This window comes from Streptomyces sp. NPDC047880 (genome assembly GCF_040706515.1).
GTDB lineage: Bacteria > Actinomycetota > Actinomycetes > Streptomycetales > Streptomycetaceae > Streptomyces.
The window spans coordinates 121618-142127 of the sequence record NZ_JBEZOK010000021.1 but is presented as its reverse complement, the minus strand read 5'-3'; the positions used below and the strand labels follow the sequence as shown (position 1 = coordinate 142127).

At 72.5% G+C, this 20510-nt stretch carries 17 protein-coding genes; 8 read left to right on the top strand and 9 right to left on the bottom strand.

Translation table 11 applies throughout. The features are described from left to right. Positions 1 to 157: 157 nt before the first annotated feature. Positions 158 to 1399: a molybdopterin-dependent oxidoreductase gene (locus AB0937_RS27760; RefSeq protein ID WP_366715187.1), complete on the bottom strand. Its 1242-nt coding sequence runs from the start codon at positions 1397 to 1399 to the stop codon at positions 158 to 160. Between the two features lie 117 nt (positions 1400 to 1516). On the opposite strand from AB0937_RS27760, the gene AB0937_RS27755 reads away from it, so the two are divergent. Beyond that, a complete protein-coding gene (locus AB0937_RS27755) occupies positions 1517 to 2869 on the top strand; it encodes a hypothetical protein (RefSeq protein WP_366715230.1) in 1353 nt (450 codons plus the stop codon). A 31-nt stretch (positions 2870 to 2900) separates the two neighbouring features. On the opposite strand, the gene AB0937_RS27750 is transcribed toward AB0937_RS27755, so the two are convergent. Next, complete coding sequence (locus AB0937_RS27750; protein WP_366715185.1) at positions 2901 to 3395, bottom strand: ATP-binding protein; 495 nt, start codon at positions 3393 to 3395, stop codon at positions 2901 to 2903. Positions 3396 to 3695: 300 nt separating this feature from the next. Here AB0937_RS27750 and AB0937_RS27745 point away from each other — a divergent pair, with 300 nt between their 5' ends. The 4 genes from AB0937_RS27745 to argG all read left to right on the top strand — a co-directional run bounded on the left by AB0937_RS27745 (position 3696) and on the right by argG (position 10195). Next, on the top strand, positions 3696 to 5504 hold the full coding sequence (locus AB0937_RS27745) for a methylmalonyl-CoA mutase subunit beta (protein ID WP_366715184.1): 1809 nt from the start codon (positions 3696 to 3698) through the stop codon (positions 5502 to 5504). After that, positions 5504 to 7678, top strand: coding sequence for a methylmalonyl-CoA mutase (gene scpA, locus AB0937_RS27740; protein ID WP_366715182.1), 2175 nt, complete (start codon positions 5504 to 5506; stop codon positions 7676 to 7678). The genes AB0937_RS27745 and scpA overlap by 1 nt, the downstream gene beginning before the upstream one ends. Then, on the top strand, positions 7675 to 8667 hold the full coding sequence (gene meaB, locus AB0937_RS27735; RefSeq protein ID WP_366715180.1) for a methylmalonyl Co-A mutase-associated GTPase MeaB: 993 nt from the start codon (positions 7675 to 7677) through the stop codon (positions 8665 to 8667). Before scpA ends, meaB begins: the two co-directional genes overlap by 4 nt. Positions 8668 to 8740: 73 nt before the next feature. Further along, positions 8741 to 10195 carry an argininosuccinate synthase gene (gene argG / locus AB0937_RS27730; protein WP_366715178.1) on the top strand — a complete coding sequence of 485 codons (1455 nt, stop codon included), beginning with the start codon at positions 8741 to 8743 and terminating at the stop codon, positions 10193 to 10195. A 58-nt stretch (positions 10196 to 10253) separates the two neighbouring features. Here the strand turns inward: argG and AB0937_RS27725 are convergent, their stop codons facing one another. The 3 genes from AB0937_RS27725 to AB0937_RS27715 form a co-directional block, all read right to left on the bottom strand. Further along, complete coding sequence (locus AB0937_RS27725; protein WP_366715176.1) at positions 10254 to 10946, bottom strand: hypothetical protein; 693 nt, start codon at positions 10944 to 10946, stop codon at positions 10254 to 10256. A gap of 163 nt (positions 10947 to 11109) precedes the next feature. After that, on the bottom strand, positions 11110 to 12543 hold the full coding sequence (gene pntB, locus AB0937_RS27720; RefSeq protein WP_366715174.1) for a Re/Si-specific NAD(P)(+) transhydrogenase subunit beta: 1434 nt from the start codon (positions 12541 to 12543) through the stop codon (positions 11110 to 11112). Positions 12544 to 12549: 6 nt separating this feature from the next. After that, entirely contained in the window at positions 12550 to 14106 is a 1557-nt protein-coding gene (locus AB0937_RS27715) for a Re/Si-specific NAD(P)(+) transhydrogenase subunit alpha (protein WP_366715172.1), read from the bottom strand. A gap of 295 nt (positions 14107 to 14401) precedes the next feature. Here AB0937_RS27715 and AB0937_RS27710 point away from each other — a divergent pair, with 295 nt between their 5' ends. Beyond that, positions 14402 to 15931: an MFS transporter gene (locus tag AB0937_RS27710; RefSeq protein ID WP_366715228.1), complete on the top strand. Its 1530-nt coding sequence runs from the start codon at positions 14402 to 14404 to the stop codon at positions 15929 to 15931. A gap of 9 nt (positions 15932 to 15940) precedes the next feature. Here AB0937_RS27710 and AB0937_RS27705 read toward each other — a convergent pair whose 3' ends face one another. Together AB0937_RS27705 and AB0937_RS27700 are read right to left on the bottom strand one after the other, a co-directional pair. After that, the gene (locus AB0937_RS27705; protein WP_366715170.1) at positions 15941 to 16396 is read right to left on the bottom strand and encodes a VOC family protein; all 456 of its coding nucleotides are present in this window, start codon (positions 16394 to 16396) and stop codon (positions 15941 to 15943) included. A gap of 64 nt (positions 16397 to 16460) precedes the next feature. Then, positions 16461 to 17303, bottom strand: a complete 843-nt coding sequence (locus AB0937_RS27700) for an AraC family transcriptional regulator (protein ID WP_366715168.1) — start codon at positions 17301 to 17303, stop codon at positions 16461 to 16463. A gap of 104 nt (positions 17304 to 17407) precedes the next feature. On the opposite strand from AB0937_RS27700, the gene AB0937_RS27695 reads away from it, so the two are divergent. Together AB0937_RS27695 and AB0937_RS27690 are read left to right on the top strand one after the other, a co-directional pair. Beyond that, positions 17408 to 18334, top strand: a complete 927-nt coding sequence (locus tag AB0937_RS27695; protein ID WP_366715166.1) for a polysaccharide pyruvyl transferase family protein — start codon at positions 17408 to 17410, stop codon at positions 18332 to 18334. Positions 18335 to 18437: 103 nt separating this feature from the next. Further along, entirely contained in the window at positions 18438 to 18758 is a 321-nt protein-coding gene (locus tag AB0937_RS27690; RefSeq protein ID WP_366715164.1) for a DUF3040 domain-containing protein, read from the top strand. Between the two features lie 68 nt (positions 18759 to 18826). On the opposite strand, the gene AB0937_RS27685 is transcribed toward AB0937_RS27690, so the two are convergent. Together AB0937_RS27685 and AB0937_RS27680 are read right to left on the bottom strand one after the other, a co-directional pair. Then, positions 18827 to 19408 carry an HAD-IIIA family hydrolase gene (locus AB0937_RS27685; RefSeq protein WP_366715162.1) on the bottom strand — a complete coding sequence of 194 codons (582 nt, stop codon included), beginning with the start codon at positions 19406 to 19408 and terminating at the stop codon, positions 18827 to 18829. Beyond that, complete coding sequence (locus AB0937_RS27680) at positions 19405 to 20406, bottom strand: glycosyltransferase (RefSeq protein ID WP_366715160.1); 1002 nt, start codon at positions 20404 to 20406, stop codon at positions 19405 to 19407. The genes AB0937_RS27685 and AB0937_RS27680 overlap by 4 nt, the downstream gene beginning before the upstream one ends. Positions 20407 to 20510 lie beyond the last annotated feature (104 nt).

The window sequence follows — 20510 nt, the reverse complement described above, 5'->3', positions numbered from 1 at the left end:
AGGACGAGGTCGTGCAGCAGTGCGACGCCCACGACCCACAGGGCCACGGCGAACCAGTCCCCGGCGAGCAGGCGCACTCCCGCGTAGGCGGCCAGGGCGAACGAGCAGCAGAGCACCAGGAGTTGCAGGGGGCTGCCGATCACGGCGCGTCCACGCATCACAGTTCTCCGAACGTCATCCGGACCACCCACTTGGTGTTCAGCACGCCGGGCGCGGCGGGCACGATGATCCGCGCCGGGTAGCCGTGGTCGGGGGACAGCTCCTCGCCGTTGACGTACAGGGCGAGCAGGGAACGCGGGTCGGCCACCTGGTTGGCGCGCAGCGCGGCCTTGCGGAAGGCACCGTGCCGCTGGAGGGACTCGACGAACACGTCCGGCGGATCGTCCTCGTACCCGACGAGGGCCGCGAGGTCGCGCAGCCGCACCCCGCGCCACCGCTGGTCGGGCGTGGACCAGCCCTCCACACAGGCGATGGGCAGCGCCGAGTTGTGCAAGGGGAGTTCGGCGAGACGGGCGCGGCTGAGGCGGATCGTTCCGGTGCGCCCGGTCACGACGAGCCGCCAGGCGTCCCCGGCCGTCTCCGCCGTGTCGATCCCGGCGTACGCGGCGGTCTTGTTGATCTGGAAGCCGTTCGGGCCGGTGCCGGGTTCGCCGCCCCCGTGCGGGGCGAGGAGGGCGGTACGCCGCAGCGGGCCGCCGAAGTTCTGCCCCACGGTCGTGGCGAACAGCAGCAGCGAGCCGCTCCCGACGAACCACAGTGCGCCCCGCCGGGAGACGGTCGGCTCGGCGGGGCGCGGTGGGACCAGGTCGTTCTTCTCCTCCCCCGGCTGCCGCAGATTGCGCAGTGCCGTGGGGGCCTTCAGCAGGACGTGGGCCACGAAGGCGGCGAAGAACACCCAGGCGCCGTAGAAGTGCAGGGGGTAGAACGAGCCGGGGAACACGTAGTCGAGCTGGACGTTGAGGACGCCGGTCACGAACTCGAACAGTCCGCCGCCGACCAGCAGGAGCAGCGAGATCCGCTCCAGGGCGTGCGCGAGCGAGCGGGCCGGCGGCAGCGCGAACAGCCTCGGCACGACGGACCACAGCTTGGCGAGCAGGACGGGGATCAGGGTGATGCCGAGGGTGACGTGGACGCCCTGGTTCAGCCGGTACAGCCAGTGCGGGTCCGTCGGCCAGGCGAACAGGTAGAAGCCGAGGATCCCCTTGCCCGGGGTCTTGTCGTTGACCGGCGACAGGTCCGGGTTGTAGGCGGCGTACGAGACGAGTCCCGTCACGAACAGCACGGTGACGCCGGCCAGGAGGACGAGGCCCAGCACCGAGGTGAGCCAGGGCCCCCGCAGGGGGCTGCGCCAGAAGGCGGGGGACGTGGGGAGCCGCGGATCGCGTGGGTCGTCTCGCATGAGCCGACGGTAGGCCGCGAACACCCCGCGAACGGGTGCGCGACCCATGACGAAACGCTGACGTCGGGGCCCGGTCGGCGGCCCGTGGCCGGCCGCGCGGCCTAGCGTGCCGGTGTGATCCGCACCCCGCCCACCGCCCCGTCCCGGGACCTGCGCCGCGATGCGTACGCCGTCGGGGCCGCCGCGCTGCTCGTGACGGCGTCCGTCCTGGTCGGCCGCCACATCCAGGACACCCGCCGGACGCTGTTCGTCGACTGGCCCCCACTGCTGGCGTCATGGGCCCCGCACACGGGCCCCGGCACCCCGGCCGCCGTCCTGATCGCGGTCGCCACCGTGGCGTACGGGCCCGTCCTGGCGGCCCGGCTGTCATGGCGTGCCCTGCTCCCGTCCGCCTGGGCCACGTCCACGGTGTGGATCCTGTCCCTCGCCCTGGTCGACGGCTGGCACCGGGGTGTCGCCCGCAGGCTCACCACTCGCCATGAGTACCTCCAGGTCATCGACCGCTTCCACGACGTCCCGGCGGCGCTGCGGGGCTTCACCGGGCACATCCTGCTGGACTCCCCCGACAACTGGCCCGCCCACGTCGCGGGGCACCCACCCGCCGCCACCCTCACCTTCGTGCTGCTCGACCGGGCCGGCTTGCGGGGCGGGGGGTGGGCCGGGGCCTGGTGCGTCGTCGTAGGGGCGACCGCGTGCGTGGCCGTGCTGGTCGCGCTCCGCGCGCTGGCCGACGAGGCGCTCGCCCGCCGTGCGGCGCCCTTCCTGGTCCTGGCCCCGGCCGCCGTGTGGATGGGCACCTCGGCCGACGCGTACTTCGCGGCGGTGGCGGCCTGGGCCGTGGCACTGCTGGCGCTGGCGGTCACCCGGGGTTCCCCGGGGTGGGCGGGCGTGTCCGGGCTGCTGTTCGGCCTGACCTGCTACCTGTCGTACGGCCTCACGCTCGTCGCGCTGATCGCCGGGGCCGTCCTCGTCCTCGGCCGCCACGGGGTCCGGCGGCACCCGGTCGTACTGGCGCCGCTGCTCGCCGGGCTGGCGGTGGTGCCCGCGGTGTTCACGCTCGCCGGCTTCGACTGGTGGGAGGCCTACCGCCTGCTGGTCACACGCTACGCTCAGGGCGCGGGCGGTATCCGTCCCTACGGCTACTGGGTGTGGGCCAATCTGGCCTGCGTGGTGCTCGTCACGGGACCGGCGACCGTGGCGGGGCTGCGGCGGACAGCGGCCTCGCTGCTCCGGCACCGCACCGGGGCCCGGGCCGGTGTCCGCCTCGCCTTCCTCGTGGCCGCCGCGCCGGCGGCCCTGCTGGTCGCCGACCTGTCCGGCATGAGCAAGGCGGAGACGGAACGCATCTGGCTCCCCTTCGCCCTGTGGCTCCTGCCGGCGTGCGCCTTCCTCCCCCGCCCCCGCCTGTGGCTCGCCGCCCAGGCGCTGCTCGCACTGCTCCTGAACCATCTGCTGCTCACCGGGTGGTGAACCCCGCCGGGAGCCGGCACCGTCGCGGGCTTCAGGCCGCCGGGTTGGTGTCGATCACCGCGTCGGCCTCCTCGTCCCGTGCCGGGCGCAGGCGGGCCGTGATCTGCTTGCCGTCGCCGAAGGGGCTGACCACGACTTCCGCGCTGACCGTGTGCACCACGTGCATCCCGTGGCCGCCGAAACGCTGCCCGTCGCGCTGCCTGACCACCGGCCGCTCGGCGGAGGTGTCCCACACGGTGATGGCGAGTCCGTCCCCGGACAGCTGGAGGATCATCCCGCAGGGTCCGGGTGCGTGCCGGATCGCGTTGGTGACCAGTTCACTGACGACCAGCTCGGCATCGATCGCCAGCGAGGCCGGCACGGAGCGGCGGCCGGTACACGGTACGTGCGACAAGAACGCGCGCAGCGCCCGGCGCGCCTCGACGGCGCAAGCCGCGCCTTCGGCCCAGACCGCGCCGCAGCGCGGGGTGGCCCGCTCGTCCGCGCCCGGCTCATCTTCCGCCTGCTTCATAAGCGGGATGACCATACGGGGGCTCTTTCGTTGTTGTTCGTGTTGCCCAGTGACCTTTCGGTCGTTCGTCTACCCAGGCGCTCACCCCACACACTGCCGATGACCCACCGCCGGGTGTGCTCTGCGCCGCATCACGGCCGGTACTTCTTCGCCACACACGGGGCCTCGAGGGCGGACGCGTCGCTAGCATGGGCGCCGCCCACCGTCCGTTCGGGCCGGGCGCGGGCGGGGAGAGCGAGGTCACAACCGGGGCGAGGGCAAGGTCACAGCCGTTCCCTCTGCAGCTCGTTCGTTAACGTGGCCTAACATCCGAGCATGACGGTCCTGCCTGACGACGGGCTTGAGCTGGCCGGCGAGTTCCCTGACGTGCCCCATGAGCAGTGGCAGCGCCTTGTTGCGGGCGTACTGCGCAAATCGGGCAAGGACGTCGAGGGGGCCGAGGCCGAGGAAGCCCTGTCCACCGCGCTGGAGGACGGGTTGCGCACCCGCCCTCTCTACACCGCCCACGACTCCGCGCCCGAGCCGGGCTTCCCCGGTTTCGCTCCCTTTGTGCGCGGCGGCCGCCCCGAGGGGAACACGGTCGGCGGCTGGGACGTACGGCAACGGCACTCCACGGCCGACCGTGACGCGGTGCTCGGGGACCTGGAGAACGGCGTCACCTCGCTCTGGCTGACGGTCGGGGAAGGCGGCATCCCGGTGCCGGACCTCGGCCGGGTCCTCGACGGCGTGTACCTCGACCTGGCGCCCGTCGTCCTGGACGCCGGGCGCGATGCCGAGCCCGCCGCACGGGAGTTGCTCCGGGTGTACGCGGAGCGGGGAGTGGCCCGGGACGCGGCGCGCGGCAATCTGGGCGTGGATCCGCTCGGGCACGAGGCCCGTACCGGTCAGCGGTGCGACACCGCGCCGGCGGCGGAACTCGCGCGGCTGTGCGCCGGGGAGTACCCGGGGCTGCGTGCGCTGACCGTGGACGCGCTGCCCTATCACGAGGCCGGTGGTTCGGCCGCCCAGGAGCTGGGCTGCTCGCTGGCCACCGGCGTGGCGTATCTGCGGGAGCTGACCGGGGCCGGTCTCGATGTCGAACAGGCCTGTGCCCAGCTGGAGTTCCGGTACGCGGCGACCGCCGACCAGTTCCTGACGATCGCGAAGCTGCGGGCCGCGCGGCGGCTGTGGGCCCGCGTGGCCGAGGCCTGCGGGGCGCCGCGCGCGGGTGCGCAGCTCCAGCACGTGGTCACCTCGCCCGTGATGATGACGCGCCGCGACCCGTGGGTGAACATGCTGCGCGCCACGATCGCCACCCTGGCCGCCGGGACGGGCGGGGCCGACGCGGTCACCGTGCTGCCCTTCGACCACGCCCTCGGCCTGCCGGACGCGTTCGCGCGCCGGATCGCCCGCAACACCTCGACGATCCTCATCGAGGAGTCGCACCTGGCGCGGGTGATCGACCCCGCGGGCGGCTCCTGGTACGTGGAGCACCTCACGGACGAACTCGCCCACGCGGGCTGGGAGTTCTTCCAGCGCATCGAGCGGCTCGGCGGCATGGCGGCCGCCCTGCGGTCGGGGGACGTCGCGCAGGACCTGGCCGAGACCTGGCGGGCACGCACCGGCAGGCTGGCCAAGCGGCGCGAACCCATCACCGGCGTCAGCGAGTTCCCGTTCCTCGCGGAGAAGCCGGTGGTCCGCGCGGACGCACCCGAGCCGCGCTCCGGCGGTCTGCCGCGCGTACGCCGTGACGAGGCGTACGAGGCGCTGCGCGCCCGTTCGGACGCCCACCTCGCCGCGACGGGTTCCCGGCCGCGGGTCTTCCTCGCCGCGCTCGGCCCTGCCGCCGCGCACACCGCCCGCCTCACGTTCGTCTCCAACCTCTTCCAGGCCGGCGGCATCGAGCCGGTCGCGGAGGGCACCTTCGAGGAGAGCGGTGCGACGGAGGCCGTGCTGTGCTCCAGCGACGCGCTGTACGCGGAACAGGCCGAGGCGGCCGTCCGGGCGCTGAAGGACGCCGGCGCACGGCATGTGTTCCTCGCGGGCCGCCCCGGGGAGTACCCGGGTGTCGACTCGTACGTCTTCGCGGGCTGCGACGCCGTCGCCGTGCTGTCCGCCACCCTCGACCGCATGGGAGTGTCGTGATGGGTATCCCCGACTTCTCCGGGATCGAGCTGGGCGCCCCGGCCTCGGACGGCGGCGCCGACGAGTGGCGCACGGCGGTCAAGAACGCCTCCGGCGGGGACGACCTGCTGTGGGAGACCCCGGAGGGCATCGCGGTCAAGCCGCTGTACACCGGCCGTGACCTGGAGGGACTGGACTTCCTGGACACATACCCGGGAGCGGCGCCGTACCTGCGCGGCCCGTACCCGACGATGTACGTCAACCAGCCCTGGACGATCCGCCAGTACGCCGGCTTCTCGACGGCCGAGGAGTCCAACGCCTTCTACCGGCGCAACCTCGCGGCCGGCCAGAAGGGCCTGTCGGTCGCCTTCGACCTGCCCACGCACCGGGGTTACGACAGCGACCACCCGCGGGTGACCGGTGACGTCGGCATGGCGGGCGTGGCGATCGACTCCATCTACGACATGCGGCAGCTGTTCGACGGCATTCCGCTGGACAAGATGACCGTGTCGATGACGATGAACGGTGCCGTGCTGCCGGTGCTGGCGTTGTACATCGTGGCGGCGGAGGAGCAGGGCGTACCGCCCGAGAAGCTGGCCGGAACCATTCAGAACGACATTCTGAAGGAGTTCATGGTCCGCAACACCTACATCTATCCGCCGAAGCCGTCGATGCGGATCATCTCCGACATCTTCGCGTACACCTCGCAGCGGATGCCGCGCTACAACTCCATCTCCATCTCCGGCTACCACATCCAGGAGGCCGGTGCGACGGCCGACCTGGAGCTGGCGTACACCCTCGCGGACGGTGTCGAGTACATCCGCGCGGGCCGTGAAGCGGGCCTGGACGTGGACGCCTTCGCGCCGCGGCTGTCGTTCTTCTGGGCGATCGGCATGAACTTCTTCATGGAGGTCGCCAAGCTGCGGGCGGCGCGCCTGCTGTGGGCGAAGCTGGTGAAGCAGTTCGACCCGAAGAACGCCAAGTCCCTGTCGCTGCGCACCCATTCGCAGACCTCGGGCTGGTCGCTGACCGCGCAGGACGTGTTCAACAACGTGACGCGCACCTGCGTCGAGGCGATGGCCGCGACCCAGGGGCACACGCAGTCACTGCACACCAACGCCCTCGACGAGGCGCTCGCGCTGCCGACGGACTTCTCGGCGCGCATCGCCCGCAACACCCAGCTGCTGCTCCAGCAGGAGTCCGGCACCACCCGCGTGATCGACCCGTGGGGCGGCAGCGCGTACGTGGAGAAGCTGACGTACGACCTGGCCCGGCGGGCCTGGCAGCACATCGAGGAGGTCGAGGCCGCGGGCGGTATGGCCAAGGCCATCGACGCGGGCATCCCGAAGCTGCGCATCGAGGAGGCCGCGGCGCGCACACAGGCCCGGATCGACTCGGGCCGGCAGCCGGTCATCGGCGTCAACAAGTACCGGGTGGAGTCCGACGAGCAGATCGACGTCCTGAAGGTCGACAACTCCTCCGTGCGGGCGCAGCAGGTCGAGAAGCTGCGGCGGCTGCGCGCGGAGCGGGACGAGCAGGCCTGCCAGGACGCGCTGGACGCGCTGACCCGGGCCGCCGGCGGCGAGGGCAACCTGCTGGAGCTGGCCGTGCACGCGGCCCGCGCGAAGGCCACCGTCGGGGAGATCTCCGACGCCCTGGAGAAGGTGTACGGCCGGCACGCGGGGCAGATCCGTACGATCTCCGGCGTGTACCGCAACGAAACCGGAGAGTCCCCGAGCGTGGACCGCACCCGCACCCTGGTGTCCGCCTTCGAGGAGGCCGAGGGCCGCCGCCCGCGCATCCTGGTCGCGAAGATGGGCCAGGACGGTCACGACCGCGGCCAGAAGGTGATCGCCACGGCCTTCGCCGACCTCGGATTCGACGTGGACGTCGGCCCGCTGTTCCAGACGCCCGCCGAGGTGGCCCGGCAGGCCGTCGAGGCGGACGTGCACATCGTCGGCGTCTCGTCGCTGGCGGCCGGTCACCTCACCCTCGTCCCGGCGCTGCGCGAGGCGCTGGCCGAGGAGGGCCGCGAGGACATCATGATCGTGGTCGGCGGCGTGATCCCGCCGCAGGACGTGCCGACGCTGCTGGAGATGGGCGCGGCGGCCGTCTTCCCGCCCGGGACGGTGATCCCGGACGCGGCGTACGACCTGGTGAAGCGGTTGTCGGACGGCCTCGGGCACGAGCTGTGATCGATGTCGACGCGTATGTGAAGGGCGTGCTCGACGGGAAGCGGGCGGTCATCGCCCGCGCGATCACCCTCGTCGAGTCGACCCGGCCCCAGCACCGGGCGCTGGCGCAGGAGTTGCTGACCGCGCTGCTGCCGCACAGCGGCCGGGCCCGGCGGATCGGCGTCAGCGGGGTGCCGGGCGTGGGCAAGTCGACGTTCATCGACGCGTTCGGCACGCTGCTGACCTCGCTCGGGCACCGGGTGGCGGTGCTGGCCGTCGACCCGTCCTCCAGCCGTACGGGCGGCTCCATCCTGGGCGACAAGACCCGGATGGAGCGGCTGGCCGTGGACCCGGCGGCGTTCGTGCGTCCCTCCCCCACCGCGGGCACGCTGGGCGGGGTCGCCAAGGCCACCCGCGAGTCGATCGTGGTGATGGAGGCCGCAGGGTACGACGTGATCCTGGTGGAGACGGTCGGCGTCGGCCAGTCCGAGACGGCCGTCGCGAACATGGTCGACACGTTCCTGCTGCTCACCCTCGCCCGCACCGGCGACCAGCTCCAGGGCATCAAGAAGGGCGTCCTGGAGCTGGCCGACGTGATCGCCGTCAACAAGGCGGACGGGCCGCACGAGCGCGACGCCCGGGCGGCGGCCCGGGAGCTGGCGGGCGCACTGCGCCTGATGCACGGCAAGGACGCGTTCTGGACCCCGCCGGTGCTGCACTGCAGTGCCCGCGAGTCGACCGGCCTGGACACGCTGTGGGAGCGCCTGGAGCAGCACCGCACCCTGCTGGACTCCACCGGCCGCCTCACCGCGAAGCGCCGCGACCAGCAGGTCGACTGGACCTGGAACATGGTCCGCGACGAGCTCCTCGGCCGCCTCCAGGCCGACCCGGCGGTACGGGCGCTGGCGCCGGTGCTGGAGCGGCGCGTCCGGGAGGGCGAGCTCACCCCGACGCTGGCCGCCGAGCGGATCCTCGGCGCGCTCGGGGGTTCCGGGACAGCGGGTTCCTGAGCTCTGAGCAGCCGGGACGGCGATTTCGCATACCCGGCTTGCATGAATATGCAAAGTGAGACATACTCTTTCTATGTCCAAGGTCCTCACCTCCCTGCCCGCCGGCGAGCGCGTCGGCATCGCCTTCTCGGGCGGTCTCGACACCTCCGTCGCGGTCGCGTGGATGCGCGACAAGGGCGCCGTCCCGTGCACCTACACCGCCGACATCGGCCAGTACGACGAGCCCGACATCGCCTCGGTGCCCGGCCGTGCCAAGACCTACGGGGCCGAGATCGCGCGCCTGGTCGACTGCCGTGCCGCGCTGGTCGAGGAGGGCCTGGCCGCGCTGACCTGCGGCGCGTTCCACATCCGCTCGGGCGGGCGGGCGTACTTCAACACCACCCCGCTCGGCCGGGCCGTCACCGGCACGCTGCTGGTGCGGGCCATGCTGGAGGACGACGTCCAGATCTGGGGCGACGGCTCGACCTTCAAGGGCAACGACATCGAGCGGTTCTACCGCTACGGCCTGCTCGCCAACCCGCACCTGCGGATCTACAAGCCCTGGCTGGACGCGGCGTTCGTGACCGAGCTCGGCGGCCGCAAGGAGATGTCCGAGTGGCTGCTGGCCCACGGACTGCCCTACCGGGACAGCACGGAGAAGGCGTACTCCACGGACGCCAACATCTGGGGCGCCACGCACGAGGCCAAGACCCTGGAGCACCTGGACACCGGCGTCGAGACGGTCGAGCCGATCATGGGCGTCCGGTTCTGGGACCCGTCGGTCGAGATCGCCGCCGAGGACGTGACGATCGGCTTCGCCGAGGGCCGCCCGGTGTCGATCAACGGCAAGGAGTTCGCCTCCCCCGTCGACCTGGTCATGGAGGCCAACGCCATCGGCGGCCGGCACGGCCTGGGCATGTCGGACCAGATCGAGAACCGGATCATCGAGGCCAAGAGCCGCGGCATCTACGAGGCCCCGGGCATGGCCCTGCTGCACGCCGCCTACGAGCGTCTCGTCAACGCGATCCACAACGAGGACACCCTCGCCCAGTACCACACCGAGGGCCGGCGCCTCGGCCGGCTGATGTACGAGGGCCGCTGGCTGGACCCGCAGGCGCTGATGATCCGTGAGTCGCTGCAGCGCTGGGTCGGCGCCGCCGTCACCGGTGAGGTGACGCTGCGGCTGCGGCGCGGCGAGGACTACTCGATCCTCGACACCACGGGCCCGGCCTTCAGCTACCACCCGGACAAGCTGTCCATGGAGCGCACCGAGGACTCCGCGTTCGGCCCGGTGGACCGGATCGGCCAGCTCACCATGCGCAACCTCGACATCGCCGACTCCCGCGCCAAGCTGGAGCAGTACGCCGGCATCGGCCTGATCGGCACGGGCAGCCCCACCATCGGCGCCTCCCAGGCCGCCGCGACCGGCCTCATCGGCACCATGCCCGAGCTGCCGCAGGGCGGCGCCGAGGCCATCGCCTCCCGGGGCGAGGTCTCCGAGGAGGACGCGTGGCTGGACCGTGCGGCGATGGAGTCCGGCACGGACTGACCCCGCAGCACCGCGAGAGGCCGGCCCGGCATGATGCCGGGCCGGCCTCTCGGCGTTCTCATCGGCCGAGGGCCGCCGCCGCACCTTCGGTGGACACCTCGTCCGGCAAGCACCCCTCGACGCCCAGCTCTTGCCCCAGGCCGAAGGCGTCGACCCGCTCGTCGGCGCTTCCGTGGTCCCCTTCCTTCGTCCAGGGTGTGTTGTCGGCGTCGCGGACGAGGGCCGTGCGCAGCTCGTCGACGTCCCCCTCCTCGAAGACGACCGTTCCGTCCCGGGCCGCGCCGTCGAGCTCTGCTCCGGCCAGGCAATCCGCCTGCAATTCAGCGTCCACGGTGCGGAGTTCGGCCTCGAGGCGGTTCTGTATCGCATGACCCCACTCGTGCGCGACGACCAGGTACACGAACGCGTCCCCGTACCGGTAGCCGGATCGCATGAGATCGGTGTCCCAGGCGAGGTAGTCCTCGGCCGTTGTGCAGTAGAAGGCGTTGTCGTCGGCCAGCGGTTCGCCGTCGCAGGTGGGGACCTCCGCGGAAGCGCCGTCGTACTCGCCCAGGACGGTGGGCGGGACGTACGTCTCCGTGAAGAACTCGGACCAGTGGGCGCCCCAGAAGGCGTCGACTCCCTGCACGGCCGATTCGATGTCCTGGCCCATGTCGTCACGCGCGGGGGCCCCGTACGCCCAACCACCGGAAAGGGCCAGCAGAGCGGTGGTCAGCACTGCGCACACGCGTATCCGAAGCTGATGGGTCATGGTCGACTCCGCAACATGCCGGTGTGACGCGGCGCGGCTGCGTCATTCCGCCGCGTGCCAGGCGTGTCGTGATGCCCTCATCACCAGTCAACGCCGATACCGGGCCGACCGCACCCTCGGGGACGCCGGTGCCCCGCCGGTCAGTACCGGCGGGGCAACGCGCTCAGCGTGACGTGCCGGCCATCTCCGGGACCGGTGCGTCCAGGGAGTCCAGGCCGCGCAGGATGTCCTCCACACGCTGCCGGGCGTCGCCGAACAGCATCTGGGTGTTCTCGCGGAAGAACAGCGGGTTCTGCACGCCCGCGTAGCCGGCGGCCATGGACCGCTTGAAGACGACCACGTTCGCCGCCTCCCAGACGTGCAGCACCGGCATGCCGGCGATGGGGCTGGACGGGTTGTCGGTGGCGGCCGGGTTGACCGTGTCGTTGGCGCCGATGACCAGGACGACCGAGGTGGCGGCGAAGTCGTCGTTGATCTCGTCCATCTCCAGGACGATGTCGTACGGCACGTTGGCCTCGGCGAGCAGCACGTTCATGTGCCCGGGCAGCCGGCCGGCGACGGGGTGGATGCCGAACCGCACCTCCACGCCCCGGTCGCGCAGCTTGCGCGCCAGTTCGGCGACCGGGTACTGAGCCTGCGCGACGGCCATGCCGTAACCCGGTGTGATGATGACCGAGGTGGCGTTGCCGAGGAGTTCCGCGGTCTCCTCGGCGCTGATCTCCCGGTGCTCGCCCTGCTCGCCCTCGTCGGCGGCTGCCGCCGGGGTGCCGAAGCCGCCCGCGATCACCGAGATGAAGGAGCGGTTCATCGCCTTGCACATGATGTACGACAGGTAGGCACCGGAGGAGCCGACCAGCGCGCCGGTCACGATGAGCAGGTTGTTGGCGAGCAGGAAGCCCGAAGCGGCGGCGGCCCAGCCGGAGTAGCTGTTCAGCATGGAGACCACCACCGGCATGTCACCGCCGCCGATCGAGGCGACCAGGTGCGCGCCGAGGGCGAGCGCGATCACGGTGACCGCGATGAGCAGGCCCATGTTCGGGCGGGCCACGAACGCGATGGTCAGCCCCACGAAGGCGACCAGCGCGCCGATGTTGAGGACGTGCTTGCCGGGCAGCGTGAGCGGGCGGGAGTTGATGCGCGCCGAGAGCTTCAGGTACGCGACGACCGAACCCGTGAAGGTGACGGCGCCGATGAACACCCCGATGAACACCTCGGCGTGATGGATGCCCAGCAGCGAACCGGACAGCTCCGCGTCGACGTCGAGGTAGCCGTTCCAGCCGACGAACGTGGCGGCGAGACCGACCAGGCTGTGCATGATGGCGATGAGCTCGGGCATGCCGGTCATCTCGACGACCCTGGCCCGCCACAGGCCGATGCCCGCGCCGAGGGCCGTGGCGACGACGATCAGCACCAGTCCGGTCGCGGAGATGCTGCGGGAGGCGAGCCCGACCGTGGCGGCCAGGGCGACGACCATGCCCGCGATGCCCCAGACGACTCCGGAGCGGGACGTCTTGTGCTGGGAGAGGCCGGCGAGGCTGAGGATGAACAGCAGCGCGGCGACGACGTATGCGGCCTGGGCGGCCGTGTCTGTGGTCATCCCTGATCAGCCCTTCGAGAACATGCCGAGCATGCGGCGGGTGACGGCGAATCCGCCGAAGATGTTGATGCTCGCCAGCAGGATCGCGGCGAACGACAGCACGGTGACGGCGGTGTCGCCCTGCCCGATCTGCAGCAGCGCGCCGACCACGACGATGCCGGAGATGGCGTTGGTGACCGACATCAGCGGGGTGTGCAGCGCGTGGTGCACGTTGCCGATGACGTAGAAGCCGATGACGATCGCCAGCACGAACACCGTGAAGTGGCCGAGGAGTTCGCTCGGGGAGAAGGCCGTCACCAGGAACAGCGCGAGCGCGCCCGCGCCGACGAGGGCGTAGGAGGACCAGGCGGGGCGGGCGGGCTTCGCCGGTGTCCCGGCGGCGGCCGGTTCCGGCTCCTTGGCCGCGGCCGGTGCGGGGGCGGCGGACACCTGGACCGGGGGCGGCGGCCAGGTCTTCTCGCCCTCGCGGACCACGGTCATGGACCGCTGCACCACGTCGTCGAAGTCGAGGACGAGCCGGCCGTCCTTGCCCGGGGTGAGCAGCTTCATCAGGTTGACGATGTTCGTGCCGTACAACTGCGAGGCCTGGGCGGGGAGCCGGCCGGGCAGGTCGGTGTAGCCGATGATCGTCACGTCGTTGTCGGTGACGACCGCCTTCCCGGCGACCGTCCCCTCGACGTTGCCCCCCTGGGCGGCCGCCATGTCGACGATCACGCTGCCGGGCTTCATGCGCGCGACGTCCTCGGCGGTGATCAGCCTCGGCGCCGGACGGCCCGGGATGAGCGCGGTGGTGATGATGATGTCGACGTCGGCGGCCTGCTCGGCGTACATCTGCGCCGCGAGCCGGTTGTAGTCGTCCGAGGTGGCCTTGGCGTAGCCGTCGGTGCTCACCTCCTGCTCGGTCGAGACGGAGAGGAACTCCCCGCCCAGCGAGCGGACCTGCTCGGCGACCTCCGGCCGGGGGTCGGTGGCGCGGACCACCGCGCCGAGGCTGCGGGCGGCGCCGATGGCCGCGAGGCCGGCCACTCCGGCCCCGGCCACCAGGACCTTGGCGGGCGGTACCTTGCCGGCGGCGGTGACCTGGCCGGTGAAGAACCGGCCGAAGGCGTGCGCGGCCTCGACCACGGCCCGGTAGCCGGCGATGTTCGCCATCGAGCTGAGGACGTCCAGCGACTGCGCGCGCGAGATGCGCGGCACGGCGTCCATGGCGAGCACGGTGATCGGCCGCCGCGCCAACTCCTCGACCAGTTCCGGGTTGAGGGCGGGGCTGATCAGCGCGATCAGTGTCGCCCCGTCGCTCAGCCGGCCGGCCTCCTCGGTCGAGGGGGCGTTGACCTTGAGCACGATCTCCGCCTGCCACGGGTCGCCGAGCCGGGCCCCCGCCTCCTCGTAGGCCGCGTCGGAGAAGCGGGACGAGGCTCCCGCGCCCGGTTCGACGACCACCTCGTACCCGAGCGCGACGAGTCTGCCCACGGTGGCCGGTGTGGCCGCCACCCTGGTCTCGTCCGCAGTGGATTCGGCCGGAATGCCGATCCTCTGGGGTTCAGCTTCCGCTGGAACCATCGTCTGCCTCTCCTCGTCTTTGTGTCTGTCCTCCTTGGTGCCCGCATCCTGCACGGTCGACGCGGCATCCGTGGCGGACCACGGTCACACGGCCGGGGAGGCCGTCCTCACACGACCGAGGGGTTGCCGAAAGGCCCGTTCGGCGGTATTGACGTGACGCCAGAGGCGGCAGATGTCCCGTGATGCGGCATGTTTCCCGTGGGCGCAGACTGAGCTGGTGAGCAACGTGCGCCCGGGACGCGGGTCCGCGTCCCCCTCCCGAACCGCGCCACAGCAGACACTGGCGCTGGCGGCGATGATGTTCGCCGTCGCCATGACCTTCATCGACCAGACCATCGTGTCGATCGCGGCTCCGGACATCGTCCGCGAACTGGGCCTGTCGTCCTCCGGGATGCAGTGGGTGGTCAACGCCTACCTGCTGGCTCTGGCGGCGTTCTTCGCGCTCGGCGGGCGGCTCGCGGACCTGTACGGGCCGCGCCGGGTCGTCGTCATCGGCACAGTGGTGTTCGTCGTGTCGTCCGTGCTGTGCGGCTGCGTCCCGGAGGGCGGCGCCGCACAGGCCTGGCTGATCATCTTCCGGGCCGCCCAGGGTCTGGGGGCGGCCCTGCTGTTCCCCGCGGCCCTGGCCGTGGTGGTGGCCGTCTTCCCGGTCGAGCGGCGCGGCCGCGCCCTGGCCCTCTTCTTCGGCGTCACCGGTGCGCTGACCGCCGTCGGACCGCTCCTGGGCGGCTGGCTGACGAACTGGACCTGGCGGGCCGTGTTCTGGGTCAACGTCCCGGTGGCGATCGTGGCGCTGGTGCTGACGGCCCTGGCGCACATCCCCGACCGGCGGCGGTCCGGAACGCTGGACGTGCCGGGTGCCGTCCTCATCGCCATCGGCATGGGCCTGAGCGTCCTCGGCTTCCAGCAGGCGTTCTCCTGGGGCTGGGACAGCTGGGCGACCTGGCTGTGCATCGTCGGCGGCCTCGCGGTACTGGCCGGGTTCGTCCGCTACGAACGGGGGGTGGAGCACCCGCTGATCGACCTGAGGGTCTTCCGCGACAAGGCGTTCAGCGTGGACGCGCTGGTGCTGTTCTTCGCCATGCTCGCGTTCGTCCCGCTGTTCTTCTTCGCCTCCGTCTACGCGCAGGTGTCGCTGAGCGCCTCGCCGAACCAAGCGGCGCTGTTCCTGCTGTACTTCTTCGTGGGCTTCGCGATCGCCTCCCAGTGGGGCGGCCGGATCCTCGACAAGAAGGGCGCGAGGCCGGCCCTGAAACTGGGCTCGGTGGTGGGCGCCGTCGGGTTCGCGCTCTGGGCGGGCGAACTCACCAACCTGACCATGCACGACCAGTGGCTCTACGCGGCGCTGGCCGGGGCCGGTATCGGCTTCGTCCTGGCCCCGGCGTCGACGGACGCCGTGAACAGGGCCATCGGCGCCTCCTACGGCGAGGTCACCGGCATCACCCAGACGGTGCGCAACTTCGCGGCCAGCGTGGGCATGGCGATCTTCGGCACGATCCTGACGCACGTCACGACCGGCAACGTGACGGGCACCCTGGAGTCCCGGGGCGTGCCCGCCGGGACGGCCGAGAGCGTGGCGCGCGGCGTCACCGAGTCGGTCACGGGCAACGGCGACGCCCAGCCGCCCACCGGCACCGGGCCCGCCGCGGAGGCGACCCGGGACGCGATGTCCGCGATCCGCATGGACTTCGCGGAGGCCAACCAGTGGGTGTTCTACGGCATGGCCATCGCGCTGGGCATCGCCTTCCTGTGCGCCCTGCGGCATCCGGGTGGCAGGGTGGACTCGGACGCGAAGGTGCAGGAGCCGGCGGCGCAGGCGCGCTGACGGAGCCCGTCAGGATGTGGACGACTCGTCCGTGCGCCGCTGGATCTGTTCCGGTGTCAGCTCCTCGATGGTCTGGGAGATCATCCAGAGATGGCCGAACGGGTCGGCGAGGCGGCCGCCGCGCTGCCCGTAGTGCTGGTCGGCGACGGGGTGCACCACCGTCGCCCCGCTCCGCAGCATGGACTCGGCCACGGCGTCGGCGTCGGACACCTCGAGCGCGATGATCACCGGGCTGCCGCCGAGGGACGTCGGCGCCGGGTCGCCGGCGTCGGCGTCCTTGACCGCGATCGCCGCGCCGCCGAGTCTCAGCATCGCGTGCACGATCCGGCCGTCGGGTCCGGTGTACCGTTCGCTCTCCTCGGCGCCGAGCGCGTCCCGGTAGAAGTCGATCGCGCGGGCTCCGTCGCAGACCACGAGCCGTGCGTAGAGCCGGGTGACGGCGGGTTCAGCGGTTGCGTTCGTCATGTCCCCACGATCGCCGCCGCCGGCGGGCGTGGATTGCAGAAAACGGTCACCCGGGCGCGGTCCGTCACCCGCCGAGCGGGACGTGATTGGTTTCGCGCGGCGAGCGCGGGACGTAAGCGGTCGGGGTGATCCCGGCGAGCGCGCGGAATTCGTGGATCAGGTGGGCCTGGTCGTGGTAGCCGCAGTCCGCAGCCAGCACCGCCCAGTCCGGCGGTCCGTGCCCGGCGTTCACGCGGCGCAGCAGCCGCTGGAAGCGCCGGACCCGGGCATACTGCTTGGGCGCGAGTCCCAGCTGGGCGGTGCACCGGCGGGCCAGTCGCCTGGCGGTCCAGCCCAGCCGGTCGGCGACCTCGGCGACGGGCGTGCCACGGTCGAGCAGCGCGGCGGCGAGACGGACCGCCGGGTCGGGCTCCAGGGGGCGCAGCGCCCGCTCCAGCAGGGTCGTTTCCAGCATCCGCAGCGCGGCCTTCGGGCCCCCGGCCGCCACGGCCCCCAGCAGCCGCTCGCGCAGCACCACGCCGTCCGTGCCCCAGAGCCGGTCGAGGCCGACGAGCTCGTCGCGGACCGCGGAGACCGGCGCGGCGAGGAAGGGGTGGGCGCCCGCGGGGCGGAACGCCACCCACAGGACGGCCCGTTGCTGCGCGGGATCGATCAGGGCCGGCTCCGAGAACGGCCCGTGCAGGGCCGCGCCCCCGGTACGCCGGTCCGCGCCCTTCCGCGTGGACGAGGACAGGGCGTCGGCGTCGAGGTTCACCAGGAGTTGTGCCGCGCCCGTCGGCAGGGCCAACTCGACGGCGTGCGCGAACCGTGCCTCGGCGTAGCCCATCGCGCCGATCAGCGGCACGAGCGCGGGCGCCGAGGGCCGGACGGTGAGCGCGGCGGGTGACTGCCCGGCCGTACGAGCCATGGGTCCACCCTACGGCCGCGCACCGCCCCTTCACACCCGGTGACAGGACGGTCGGTGACCGTAATGCCCGGAATGTCTTTACGGGAGGCGGGAACTCAGGGCATGTGCACACACAACAGGGCAAGCGACCGCGCAGGGTGTTGCTCACCGGGTGGTTCAGCTTCCGGGACAGGGAGGCGACCGCCGGGGACGTGCTGGCCCTGCGCCGGGTGGAGGACGTGCTGCGGGGGACGGGTATCCCCTACGACGTCGCCTGGAGTCCCCGCTTCCGTCCGGAGGCGTTGCATCTGGACCGGCTGTGGCCCGAGGACTACACCCACCTCGTCTTCGTGTGCGGCCCGCTGCACGGGCCGCAGATCGAGGAGCTGCACCAGCGGTTCGCGCACTGCGTGCGGATCGCCGTCGGCACCTCGGTGATCGACCCCGGCAGCCCGGCCGTGACCGGCTTCCACCGGGTGCTGCCGCGGGACGGACCGGACAGCGAGCCGGTGGAGGACCTCGCGGCCCGCGCCCCGGACGTACCGGCACGGCCCGTGGTCGGGGTGATCCTCGCGCACGGGCAGCACGAGTACGGGCGGCTGCGGCGGCACGGACAGGTCGCCGAGGAGGTGACGCGCTGGCTGGCCGGCAAGGACTGCGGCAGGCTGGAGCTGGAGACCCGGCTGGACACCCACGACTGGCATCTGAGCGCGACGCCCGCACAGCTTCAGTCGGTGCTGGCCCGGCTGGACCTGGTCGTCACCGACCGGCTGCACGGGCTGGTGATCGCGCTGCGGGTGGGCACGCCGGTGCTGGCCGTCGACCCGGTCGCGGGCGGCGCCAAACTGACCGCGCAGGCCCGGGCCTGCGGCTGGCCCGCGCTGGTGCCCGCCGAGCGGCTGGACGTGCGGCAGTTGGACCGCTGGTGGGACTGGTGCCTGACCGGCGGCCGGGTGACTGCGCGGCAGATCCGCGACGGGTTCCGGGAGGGCACCGTCCCGGACAGCGCGGACCGGCTCGTCGAGGCGCTGGCGCGCCCGGTGCCCGGTTAGCCCGAGGGCCCCACGGGGCACCCGCTTGTACGTCCCCGCTGTACTTCCCCGCCGCACGTCCCCCCGGGAGGAGAGACGGTCCGGCCGCCCGGAAGGAGAGAGCGTGTCCATCGGCCGACTTCCCGAGAATGAGCAGCGCATCCTCGATGAGATGGAACGGGCCCTGCGCCGCGACCGTCGTCTCGACCGCAAGCTGCGCACCCACCGAGTGAGCCGCCGCCCCGACCCCGCCCGCCTCCTGACCCGTGCCGCTTCCTACCGCCCCCGCGTGTGGACCGTGGCGGTCCTGCTCGCGGTGTCGACGGGGATGATGGTGGCCGGGATCGTCACGTCCGAGCCAGGGGTGATCTGGGCGTTCGCGGCGATATGGCCCCTGACGATGTTCGCCGGGTTCCGGCTGATGTGCCGGTGGTGCGGGAGCTGAACGCGCCCCGTCCCGCTACGGCCGTGGCCCGCCGGGCACTTCGGTGACGGCGCGCAGGACGTCGTCTTTCACGGGCCGGTCGTGAACGCCTGCCGGATGGGGCGTTCGTCGGCGAGGACGCGGCCCTTCGGTGGTCCGTCCAGCAGCGCCCGGGCCGCGGTCAGCAGGTCCGGGGCGACGTGGTCGGCCCGGGTGGTCTCCTCGGGGCGGGTGTGCCCGTTCGGGACGAGGATGCCGTGGGCGCCCGCCCGGCGCGCGGCCTCGGCGTCCGCCGCGGTGGAGCCGATGACGGCGAGTTCGGCGGGACCGGTGCAGATCCGGCCGCCCGCCCACAGCAGCATGCCGGGCTGCGGCCTGCGGCAGTGACAGCCGTCGTCGGGGCCGTGCGGGCAGACGGCGAACACGTCGAAGGGGCCGAGGAGTTCGTCCACACGGTGGTTGACCCGGCGCACGTCGGCGTCGGTGAGCAGCCCGCCCGCGACACCGGGCTGGTCGGTGACGACACCGGTGCGGATGCCGCGCCGCCGCAGCAGCGCGAGCGCCTCGCGTGCCCCCTCGACGGGACGTACCCGATCGGGGTCGGCGTTGTCCGGGACGTCTTCGACGAGCGTGCCGTCGCGGTCGAACAGCACGGCCTTCACCGGGCTCACGGGGTGGCCTCCTCCTGCCAGGCGGGGATGTGTCGGTGGCGCCAGGCACCCGCCAGCCGGTGCCAGGTCGCGGTGGGCGGGATGAGCACGCTGGTCGCCAGCATCGTCGTCACCTCGTGGCGGGTGCGCGGTCCGGGGGCGATACGGGCGCGGGCGAACTCCGCCGTGCCGGCCGCCCAGCCGAGCGCGCAGGCCGTGGCGGCCCGGCCGTGCCCGGTGGCGGCGAGGGCGCAGGCGGCGAGCCCGGCGGTGGTGATGGCCGCGTGGGTGCGGATCCGGCCGCGCGGTGCGACGGCCTTGTCCCACCAGTCGGGGCCGTGCAGATGCCGCATGAGGGCGTCGTCGGCGTTGCCGCGCTGCTGGCGCACGGACTCCCAGCGGGAGGCGGAGCGTACGGGGTGGCGGGTGGTGCGGCGGCCCTGCCGGATGCGCCAGCCGGAGTCGAGGACGCGCAGCGCGAGGTCGGCGTCCTCGCGGAAGGCGCGCCGGAAGCGTTCGTCGAAGCCGCCGACCCGCTTGAGTGCCTCGGTGCGGTAGGCCATGTCGGCGGTGACCCAGTGGGCGCGGACGAGGCCCGCGGTGCCGCGCTCCCAGTCGGTGGGGCGGCGTTCGCCGGGCAGCGGAACGGCGAGGACGCCCTGGACGCCCGCGGTGTCGGGGGACGCCCCGGCGAGGTCCTCGGCCAGCTGCTCGCACCAGTGGGCACCCACCTGGACGTCGTCGTCGAGGAACACGGTCCACGGCGTACTCACGGCGCGCAGCCCGGTGTTGCGGGCGGCGGCGGGCCCACGACCGCCGCCGCCCAGCACGGTGGTGCGTCCACGCAGGTCCCCGAGGACGCTCAACGGGTGCCGCAGCGGCCCGGGTTCGGGGTCGGTCCGGTCGTCGACCAGGACGATCTCCTCGGGGCGCGGCCCGGTCGCGGCGGCGAGCGCGGCGAGGCAGTCGGCGAGGGTGTCCGGCACGAGGGTGGGGATCACGACGGCGTACGAGGTCATACGGGCGGCCCTCCCTCCGACGGTGTACGCGGACTGCCGTGCTGGCGAGTGCCGCGGTACGGCTCCCTCAAACACCAGGTCAGACCCGTCACGGGACACCTCGG

Bases quoted from the DNA above. Each gene is read 5' to 3' on its own strand.
- AB0937_RS27745 (WP_366715184.1), top strand. From the start codon at position 3,696: ATGACGGTCCTGCCTGACGACGGGCTTGAGCTGGCCGGCGAGTTCCCT.
- scpA (WP_366715182.1), top strand. From the start codon at position 5,504: ATGGGTATCCCCGACTTCTCCGGGATCGAGCTGGGCGCCCCGGCCTCG.
- AB0937_RS27760 (WP_366715187.1), bottom strand. From the start codon at position 1,399: ATGCGAGACGACCCACGCGATCCGCGGCTCCCCACGTCCCCCGCCTTC.
- AB0937_RS27715 (WP_366715172.1), bottom strand. From the start codon at position 14,106: ATGGTTCCAGCGGAAGCTGAACCCCAGAGGATCGGCATTCCGGCCGAA.
- argG (WP_366715178.1), top strand. From the start codon at position 8,741: ATGTCCAAGGTCCTCACCTCCCTGCCCGCCGGCGAGCGCGTCGGCATC.
- AB0937_RS27705 (WP_366715170.1), bottom strand. From the start codon at position 16,396: ATGACGAACGCAACCGCTGAACCCGCCGTCACCCGGCTCTACGCACGG.
- AB0937_RS27710 (WP_366715228.1), top strand. From the start codon at position 14,402: ATGATGTTCGCCGTCGCCATGACCTTCATCGACCAGACCATCGTGTCG.
- pntB (WP_366715174.1), bottom strand. From the start codon at position 12,543: ATGACCACAGACACGGCCGCCCAGGCCGCATACGTCGTCGCCGCGCTG.
- AB0937_RS27700 (WP_366715168.1), bottom strand. From the start codon at position 17,303: ATGGCTCGTACGGCCGGGCAGTCACCCGCCGCGCTCACCGTCCGGCCC.
- AB0937_RS27680 (WP_366715160.1), bottom strand. From the start codon at position 20,406: ATGACCTCGTACGCCGTCGTGATCCCCACCCTCGTGCCGGACACCCTC.
- AB0937_RS27725 (WP_366715176.1), bottom strand. From the start codon at position 10,946: ATGACCCATCAGCTTCGGATACGCGTGTGCGCAGTGCTGACCACCGCT.
- AB0937_RS27750 (WP_366715185.1), bottom strand. From the start codon at position 3,395: ATGGTCATCCCGCTTATGAAGCAGGCGGAAGATGAGCCGGGCGCGGAC.